General features: G+C 37.1%; 10 protein-coding genes. 3 read left to right on the forward strand and 7 right to left on the reverse strand.

Going from position 1 to position 8,114, the window contains the following annotated elements:
- The first annotated feature begins 28 nt into the window (after window positions 1-28).
- Complete coding sequence (locus tag ACSSV9_RS08980) at window positions 29-1,231, forward strand: alginate export family protein (protein ID WP_437346913.1); 1,203 nt, start codon at window positions 29-31, stop codon at window positions 1,229-1,231.
- A gap of 26 nt (window positions 1,232-1,257) precedes the next feature.
- Here ACSSV9_RS08980 and ACSSV9_RS08985 read toward each other — a convergent pair whose 3' ends face one another.
- From ACSSV9_RS08985 to ACSSV9_RS09000, 4 genes are read right to left on the reverse strand one after another with little or no spacing between them, the layout of a single operon-like run.
- Window positions 1,258-2,685 carry an alpha/beta hydrolase family protein gene (locus tag ACSSV9_RS08985; RefSeq protein WP_437346914.1) on the reverse strand — a complete coding sequence of 476 codons (1,428 nt, stop codon included), beginning with the start codon at window positions 2,683-2,685 and terminating at the stop codon, window positions 1,258-1,260.
- 8 nt (window positions 2,686-2,693) lie between these two features.
- Complete coding sequence (locus tag ACSSV9_RS08990; RefSeq protein WP_437346915.1) at window positions 2,694-2,891, reverse strand: type II toxin-antitoxin system antitoxin; 198 nt, start codon at window positions 2,889-2,891, stop codon at window positions 2,694-2,696.
- 1 nt (window position 2,892) lies between these two features.
- Window positions 2,893-3,399 (reverse strand): hypothetical protein, encoded by a 507-nt coding sequence (locus ACSSV9_RS08995; RefSeq protein WP_437346916.1) that lies wholly within the window; start codon window positions 3,397-3,399, stop codon window positions 2,893-2,895.
- Window positions 3,400-3,405: 6 nt separating this feature from the next.
- Entirely contained in the window at window positions 3,406-4,281 is an 876-nt protein-coding gene (locus ACSSV9_RS09000; RefSeq protein WP_437346917.1) for an SPFH domain-containing protein, read from the reverse strand.
- Between the two features lie 94 nt (window positions 4,282-4,375).
- On the opposite strand from ACSSV9_RS09000, the gene ACSSV9_RS09005 reads away from it, so the two are divergent.
- The gene (locus ACSSV9_RS09005; protein WP_437346918.1) at window positions 4,376-4,483 is read left to right on the forward strand and encodes a TetR/AcrR family transcriptional regulator; all 108 of its coding nucleotides are present in this window, start codon (window positions 4,376-4,378) and stop codon (window positions 4,481-4,483) included.
- 59 nt (window positions 4,484-4,542) lie between these two features.
- Here ACSSV9_RS09005 and ACSSV9_RS09010 read toward each other — a convergent pair whose 3' ends face one another.
- Window positions 4,543-4,860, reverse strand: a complete 318-nt coding sequence (locus ACSSV9_RS09010) for a hypothetical protein (RefSeq protein ID WP_437346919.1) — start codon at window positions 4,858-4,860, stop codon at window positions 4,543-4,545.
- Between the two features lie 102 nt (window positions 4,861-4,962).
- Here ACSSV9_RS09010 and ACSSV9_RS09015 point away from each other — a divergent pair, with 102 nt between their 5' ends.
- On the forward strand, window positions 4,963-5,919 hold the full coding sequence (locus ACSSV9_RS09015) for a pyridoxal-phosphate dependent enzyme (RefSeq protein WP_437346920.1): 957 nt from the start codon (window positions 4,963-4,965) through the stop codon (window positions 5,917-5,919).
- 2 nt (window positions 5,920-5,921) lie between these two features.
- Here ACSSV9_RS09015 and ACSSV9_RS09020 read toward each other — a convergent pair whose 3' ends face one another.
- Entirely contained in the window at window positions 5,922-6,443 is a 522-nt protein-coding gene (locus tag ACSSV9_RS09020) for a type 1 glutamine amidotransferase domain-containing protein (protein WP_437346921.1), read from the reverse strand.
- Between the two features lie 51 nt (window positions 6,444-6,494).
- Complete coding sequence (locus ACSSV9_RS09025; protein ID WP_437346922.1) at window positions 6,495-7,976, reverse strand: M64 family metallopeptidase; 1,482 nt, start codon at window positions 7,974-7,976, stop codon at window positions 6,495-6,497.
- Between the last annotated feature and the right edge of the window lie 138 nt (window positions 7,977-8,114).

Here is an 8,114-nt window from a genome sequence, read left to right on the forward strand (position 1 = left end):
CAATTCATCAAAATTGAGGAGCATTAACATGAAAAAAATTCTATCACTACTTCTTGCGCTTCCTATCATCCTAAATGCTCAAAGTATTTACAAACTCGATTTCCAGTTACGTCCACGCTTTGAAATTGACAACAAAGATTTCAATTCGTCTACAAATCCAAATACTTTTACAGCATTGAGAACGCGACTTGGACTGAAATTCAATGTTTCCAAGGACATGAGTGCTTACATTCAATTGCAAGACTCCAGAATTTTTGGAGAAGAAATCTCAACATTGAGTAATTCAAACAATCTTGATCTTCACCAAGCTTATTTCAAAATTAATAACTTTTTCGATTTACCGGTTGACATTAAAGTCGGCAGAATGGAATTAAAATATGGCTCGGAAAGATTTTTAGGACCTGTCGACTGGCATAATGTTGGTCGTTCGTTTGACGGCGGCGTATTAACCTTCAAAAGCTCTCTACTTAATGCAGATTTAATAGCTGTAAGAGAGTTCGAGAAATTCAACGTAGGCGACTCTCTTGATCAGAATATTTATGCATTGATGACCGATTTGTTTCTTTTCGAATCGTACAAAATTCAACCCTTTGTGATCTGGCAGAGAGTTAATCCAACAAATTATCTCGACAGGGCAACTCTTGGATTCTATATTGCTGGTAACCTGAAAAATTTTCAACATGAAATTGATTTCGGATTCCAGACAGGCTCTGCACTTGTAAACGGCAGAGAACAAGATCTTAATGCGATGACTTTTTCGATCAACACGAATTATAATTTTAGTCATTCATTAAAACCATCTCTCGGATTTCAATTAGACTATGCAAGTGGAGACGACAATCCTCTCGACAACGAATACAAAGCGTATACCTCAGTCTATCCAACCGGACATAAATTTTTCGGTTTCATGGACTACTTTGTCAACCTGAACAACGATACATATAATCTTGGAATACTTGATATAGCAGTTAAATGTAGCATCCAACCAATAAGGGCTCTAAGCATTGCCTTTAATTACCACATTTTTCGCTCTGTCGAAGATTATGTTTATTCGGGCGGGACTTCCAACGAATTCGGTTCTGAAGCAGATTTGACGTTTAATTATAAATACAATGAATATGTCGATTTTCAGGCAGGTGCTTCTCTGTTTAATCCTAGCAAGATATTCGAAAGATTGCGTGGCAATGATTTATCTTCGTGGTATTATCTAATGGCTACTGTTAATTTATAATTTCATTTTTAAGACCGCCGGAATGTTCACTTCAACCCGGCGGATTGATTTACAGTTTTTTTAATCCAATCTTTTATCATCTCAAGCGCGGGCATATAAATTGTCTCTTCTATAGAACCATATTCAAGTGGCAGACCAGTTATCGATTTTTGAAAAAGATGATTCAAATCGTCGCACACGACGGTTTTAAATTGTTTATTGCCAGCAGCTTCCAGCGCTTTTATTAGTGCCGTCATATTTTCTCTTGCAGGAACTTGAAGGTCTTTACTGCCCCAAAGTGCAAGAATAGGAATCTTTACATTTTCAAGTGCCCACGCTGGATCGTATTTTAAGAAAAACCTGAACCAGGGACTCAAATAGTTCTTTGCTTTTCGATCAAATTCGTCGAAACTGTATTCGGGTTTCTTTTTCACCTCTTCCGGCAACGCTTCAATCTCTTTCTGGTATAATTCCTTCAATTTATTGTAAACAACTAAGCTGTCTGAGTTATTAGTAATAATTTCAAAAACAATTTTCATTTCTGAAACTGTGCGGGAAATTGTAAGACTGTCGATACCCTGGGTTTTCATTATTAATTCAGTTTGAAGCGGAATCAAATCCTTACCCGGAATTCCAGGAGGAGCGAGCAGCACAAGAAATTTGACATCATCAGAAGAAGCAGCAACCATTGGAGCAATTAAACCTCCTTCGCTGTGACCAACCAATCCGATCTTTTCGTGGTCAATTTCGTTCCTTGTTTTGAGATATTCGACTGCAGCAACTGCATCTTTCATAAAATCTTCAGTTGTAGCTGTGTAAAAATTACCACCGGATTTATTCACGCCGCGATCGTCATATCTCAATGCTGCAATACCATTTCGTGTAAGATAATCGGCAATAATTAAAAAAGGTTTATGACTGAAAATTGTTTCGTCTCTGTCCTGCGGTCCGGAACCGGAAATTAAAACAATCGCAGGGAATTTACCTTTTCCGGAAGGCAATGTTAATGTTCCTACTAATTTAATATCGTCGTAAGGGTTTAAAAATGTTACTTCCTCTTCAATATAAGGAAATGGTCTTTCAGGATTCTGTGGTCGTCTTAATTCGGCTATTCCTTCAGTTTTTTCAAGTATCAAGGGAAGATTATAACCAGACTGACTGAAAATTCCTGTTATTTTTTTTCCTTCTTTTTCGAATGCCCCTTTGAACGACGCACCTATTGATGCAACCGAAAATTTAAGACTATCGCTGCTTATGTATATTTCTGTAACCTGCATATTTACCACGCCCTGATTTGGGCTATCCAGATGTGCAGCAAGCTTTCCTTCTTTGGTTGCAAAAATTTTCAGGACTACGTTAAGAGCTGTTTGACCGAAATTCAGTTTACCCTGCCAGTACGAATCATAATTGATATTTTCGAATTGTGCATTTAATCCGCAATAGCACATCATCAATGCAAATAATATTTTTTTCATAAACCCTTCTATTTTTCTGTTTTTGTATCAGTAATTGCTTCATTATTATTGCTAATTTCCTTAAGACGATTATTCTTTCGTAATGCTTCTTTCAGAAGAAATTCAATTTGTGCATTGATGCTTCTTAAATCGTCTGCCGCCCATTTTTCTAAAGCTTCATAAATTTTTTCGTCTATACGAAGTAAAAATTTCTTTTTGTCTGCCATATTAAAAATTACTTTTAAATGCATGAATTAGATAAACAGGAAATGCTACAACCCACGGATTCTTATTAATCTTTTCGCTTGCATTTGTAATTATTATATCAATGCTCTTGCTTTTAAGACTAATGTTTTGTTTATATAAAACCAATTTGTCATTACCATAAAACAGTTCATCATACTTTTTGAATGGATTCAATGCGATAGAAAAGTGAAGACCCATTGGTAATTTGAGAGTACCTTTATTCTTAAAAAATTCTTTATAAAAAAAAGCCGTTGGCAAATCAAAGCCATATGGTCGAATAGAGATGTCACTTTTCCAGATACTTTCCCTGTAAAACTCCCACTCGCCCCATTTTCCTTCTAACAGAAAATTGTTCTTAAGAAAACCCGTTCTTTTGAGCCCTGCTATTAATTCTTCTTCAAGTTTAATTTCAAGATTTCTATTAATAACCGACTGCTGATTAACGGTAAAGCGCATTCCTTTTTCAAATTTATATTCTTTTTTCGTCATAATTTTTTATTGATAGAGTGTTCCCGTATTAATGACAGGTTGAGCCTGCACTTCTGATACAAGGGCTACCATCAAATTGTTAACCATTGTTGCTTTTTTATCTTCGTCGAGTTGTACTATCTGTTGCTGGCTCAGAGTTTTAAGAGCCATATCGACCATACCGACGGCACCTTCGACAATTTTCTGGCGAGCTGCAACAACTGCTTGAGCCTGCTGACGGCGGAGCATTGCCTGTGCAATTTCAGGTGCATATGCCAGGTGGCTTATTCGTGCTTCGAGAATTTCTACCCCCGCAATTTCGAGTCGCTGTTGTATATGAGTCTTTAATCGTTCGGAAATTTCGTTTTGACTCGTGCGCAAGGACATTATATTTTCATCGCCGCTGTCGTATGAATATTCGGTTGCCAGAGTTCTTATGGCGGTCTCGCTCTGTATTGCAACGAATTGTTCGTAATTCTGGACGTCGAAAATGGCGCGTGCCGAGTCGACAACCCGCCATACAATTACCGCTGCAATTTCAATTGGATTTCCGTCGAGGTCATTCACTTTTATAACGTCGCTGTTAAAATTGTGAATCCTCAGCGATACTTTCTTTTTTACAGACAATGGATTTACCCACCAGAAGCCCGAATTTTTTACTGTACCGGTATATTTCCCGAACAAAATCAGTACCTTCGATTCGTTCGGCTGAATAATAATAAATCCCAATGGATAAATCACATCAACAATTGCCAACAAAATGAATGCTAAAAGTTTTTCTTCTTCTGGATGTCTGGCATAACTTCCAATTACTAACAAAGTAATTAACAATAAAGCCAGATAAATTAAAACCATTAAATAACCATTAATTTTAAATCCGTTTTTTTCGACTACTTTTTCCATATTCCCTCCTTAAAATGATATCACAAAGATATCATATCAATATCTTGAAGTCAAATAAAAAATCATTATATTTATACTAACGAACGTTCGTATTATGAAAACACGCGAAAAAATAATTTCTGTATCATTAAAATTGTTTTCTGATTATGGATTTGCTGCCACATCTGTCAGACAAATTGCAGCAGAAGCAGGCATAAGGTAGAGCTCCATTTATAACCATTTCCGCTCCAAAGACGAAATATTAACCGAGCTAATTAAAAATTATTCTGCTCTCAATTCAGCAAGAGAAATACTCAATGAAGAACTGCTCGACAAATTATCTGAGCCTGTCGATTTCTTTGTAGACTTTTCCGAAGAGCTGCTAAAGAAGTGGTCTTCGCCCGAAGAAGTACAATTTACACGGCTTATTCTCTCCGAACATTTCAGGAATATTGATGGACTGAAAATTTCAATATCAATTCTTTTCGAAGAGACAAGAAAAATAGTTAAATTAATTCTGACAGAAATGAAGAAGAACAATTTAATTGAAAACGAAGTTGAGCTGCTTACTGAAGAATATCTGACGCCTTTATTTTTCATTCGACTTGAAAAGATGACAGTGCTTCCTATCGACAAATCGATATTTGAGATGGCACAGAAGCACTCGCGATTTTTCTGGCAGAATATAAAAAGGAGATAAGCTTGCTAAAGGAAATTCCATCGAAAGAAGATATTATTAACGCTGCAAATATAATCAAGGAGAAAGCTCACCGGACTCCGATTCTTTCTTCTTCGGCTATAAATTCAATGTTCGCATGCACGATTTTATTCAAATGCGAAAATTTTCAGAAAGCTGGCGCCTTTAAATTTAGAGGTGCATATTACACTTTGAGATCATTAAACAGGGATGAATTAAAAAAGGGCGTAGCGACGCATTCTTCGGGCAATCACGCAGCAGCACTGGCTTTATCAGCCAAACTACTGAACAGCAAGGCATATATCGTTATGCCTGAAACGGCACCTCAAATAAAAAAGGATGCAGTGCGCTCATACAATGCAGAAATTTACTTTTGTCAACCAACTCTCAAATCAAGAATTGAAAAAGTTGAGGAAGTAATCTCTAAAACTGGCGCAACATTAATCCATCCATACGATAACTATTCGATAATAGCTGGACAAGCAACCTGCGCTTTCGAAGTATTTGACGAAGTAAAAGATGCAGATTATATAATTGCACCGGTAGGAGGTGGAGGCCTGTTAAGCGGCACATCACTTTCTGCAAAGTATTTCTCAAAGTCTACAAAAGTAATTGGAGCCGAGCCGGAAGGAGCCGACGATGCATTCCGTTCAATTCGAGATGGATTTATTCATCCGTCAGTTAATCCGAAAACAATTTGCGACGGCTTATTAACTCAACTGAGCGACAGGACTTTTAATATAATAAGAAATAATGTCGACAGGATATTCACCTGCAGCGATCAATCTGTAATAGAATCGATGAGACTAATCTGGGAAAGGATGAAAATAATAGTCGAACCTTCGGCTGCAATAACTCTTGCAGCGATACGGGAAAATCAAATGTTTTTCGAACGTAAAAAAGTGGTTTGCATTTTGTCGGGGGGCAATTTAGATCTGAATCGCCTCCCGTGGAATTCATAATTTTATTTCTTGTTCATAAATTCGATAATTGCCTTACAAAATGCAGGGAGGTCGTCCGGCCTTCGGCTCGATATCATATTTCTGTCAACCACAACCGGCTCGTCGACCCAGATAGCGCCTGCATTTTCAAGATCGTCTTTAATACCGACGGTAGAAGTGCATCTAAAACCCTTCATAATTTTTGCAGAAATTGGAATCCAGCCGGCATGACAGATATGCGCCACAAGTTTTCCCTTTTGATGAAAATGTTGCGTTAAACTAATCACTTTTTCTACACGCCTCAGTTTATCTGGTGCAAAACCACCTGGAATGATCAGTCCGTCAAAATCGGTTTCTTCAACATCGTAGTAAGATACGTCAGCTTTGCACGGATAACCGTTTTTGCCTCGGTACGTTTTACCAGCTTCTGGCCCTGCCACAACCACTTCTGCACCTTCTTCTATCATCCGAAGTTTTGGATACCACAATTCGAGGTCTTCGTAAATATCATCGACAAACATTAAAATCTTTTTTCCTATCAACATAATTTTTCCTTTCGAATTATTATTGTTAAATCGCGCACAATTAATAAAAGTTCATTTCACAATGCCGTTCGTATAAAATCCAATTACTTTTTTGATATGTTCTTCACAAACTCTACAGAAAGGTTTAGCGCCTTTAGAAAACATCAAACAATCGAGCATTGGTCGATACATTCCTTCTGATGAATAGCCCGCTCCTTCGAATGCACCAACTTTATTCCAGTATTTTGAGTTTCTCAAGTAACGATCAACTTCAGCACTGTGTTCTTTATCCTTCCGATTATATTCTTCCTGCAATTTTTTTATTTCACTTTCGGGAGCCTTTATTTTCTTTAATTGAGCAATTTTTTTGTTTAACTCAGCGCGTTCCTTTTGCCATTTTAAATCCATCTTATCAAATTCTTCTTTTTCCCATGGGGTGGGCAATTCGATTCCTGCAGTGACAAGAGATTTCCACTTCAAATTTTCTTTGTCGAGCAGACGGGTTATATTCGGTTCGACAGGCTCCAAATCTTTTGGGTAGAATTCGTTGTATGCTACCGAATTTGTATAATATTCGTCGGCAAGTCCTCCGAAGGAATGTCCGAATTCATGAAGAAAGATATAATCGCTGAATTGGTTGTCGGATGTAAAAGTACAATAAAAATTATAGATACCACCCCCACCGTATCTTTCTGTGTTACACATAATATAAATAGCATCATATGGAACAAGAGCGGCCAGGTCCCTCATTGTTTTATTGTCTTCTGTCAATACATATCTTTCGGAGCCAAGAGAATAAAATGTTGTGCCGAGTAAGTTATTTTTGAATTGACCGGCATCAGGCTCGTCGATGCCACTTTCCTCGGATGCTCTGTAAATCCCAGTAAAGTTGATCTTATCTTTAAATTGATTGTAAGGAGAAAAATTCATTATCAAATCTGTATAGCGCTTTAGATCTTTTTGAAATTTTTCTTCTTCGTCTTTAGTGTAGCCGTCGCCCAAGATCAAAATATCCAGACATTCATGGGGATCTTTTGCAATGTGGGATTTAATAATTTTAGCCTGGCTATCGAAGAATTCTTTTCTTATTACTGTAACATCGTCGGGATCTATTAGTGTACTGAATATTTCTTTGAGCTGGTTTGATCGATCGCGTTTTTCGAGAACGAATTTAATTTTGTTTTTCGGCGCCGGAATAATTGCACTTTCGTGGTACGTACGCAAAATTCCCGAGGCTGCATCATCGGTAGTCTGGTATTCTTTAAAATAGCTGTCGAAGCCCTTCGAATAGAGCAATCTGCCGTCGTTTGCATCGTAAATTTTGTAATAGTATGCCCCGTTGTTAAACTCGTCAATCAGATTTAATTTGCTGCCCGCCCAGATACCGTAGATATAAATACGGTCGATGCTCACAAATTCCCGTTCTGAATCACCGGTATGATAGTAGTCGATTCGCATAGTTTTGTCTTCAAAAAACTTTTCGAATTCACTTTGTGCTTTGATAACATTGAATAACATAATCATGAATACTAATGCAGTTAAAACTTTTCTCATGTTGGTTTTCCTTTTTTTTCGTAAAAATACGTTTATTAAATTATTGGAAAAATTTATGTAAAAGAAACCTCTGAAAAATTATCCAGAATTTAAAAACTTTTTAATGAAAAGCGTTGTAAGAGAATAAACAAAAAAGAG

Source organism: Melioribacter sulfuriphilus, assembly GCF_051488685.1.
Classification (GTDB): domain Bacteria; phylum Bacteroidota; class Ignavibacteria; order Ignavibacteriales; family Melioribacteraceae; genus Melioribacter.

Excerpts from the sequence above, each read along its gene's own strand:
- ACSSV9_RS08990 (WP_437346915.1), bottom strand. The coding sequence starts at position 2,891 with ATGGCAGACAAAAAGAAATTTTTACTTCGTATAGACGAAAAAATTTAT.
- ACSSV9_RS09025 (WP_437346922.1), bottom strand. The coding sequence starts at position 7,976 with ATGAGAAAAGTTTTAACTGCATTAGTATTCATGATTATGTTATTCAAT.
- ACSSV9_RS09005 (WP_437346918.1), top strand. The coding sequence starts at position 4,376 with ATGAAAACACGCGAAAAAATAATTTCTGTATCATTAAAATTGTTTTCT.
- ACSSV9_RS08985 (WP_437346914.1), bottom strand. The coding sequence starts at position 2,685 with ATGAAAAAAATATTATTTGCATTGATGATGTGCTATTGCGGATTAAAT.
- ACSSV9_RS09000 (WP_437346917.1), bottom strand. The coding sequence starts at position 4,281 with ATGGAAAAAGTAGTCGAAAAAAACGGATTTAAAATTAATGGTTATTTA.
- ACSSV9_RS08980 (WP_437346913.1), top strand. The coding sequence starts at position 29 with ATGAAAAAAATTCTATCACTACTTCTTGCGCTTCCTATCATCCTAAAT.
- ACSSV9_RS09010 (WP_437346919.1), bottom strand. The coding sequence starts at position 4,860 with ATGAAAAATAAAGGCGTCAGATATTCTTCAGTAAGCAGCTCAACTTCG.
- ACSSV9_RS08995 (WP_437346916.1), bottom strand. The coding sequence starts at position 3,399 with ATGACGAAAAAAGAATATAAATTTGAAAAAGGAATGCGCTTTACCGTT.
- ACSSV9_RS09020 (WP_437346921.1), bottom strand. The coding sequence starts at position 6,443 with ATGTTGATAGGAAAAAAGATTTTAATGTTTGTCGATGATATTTACGAA.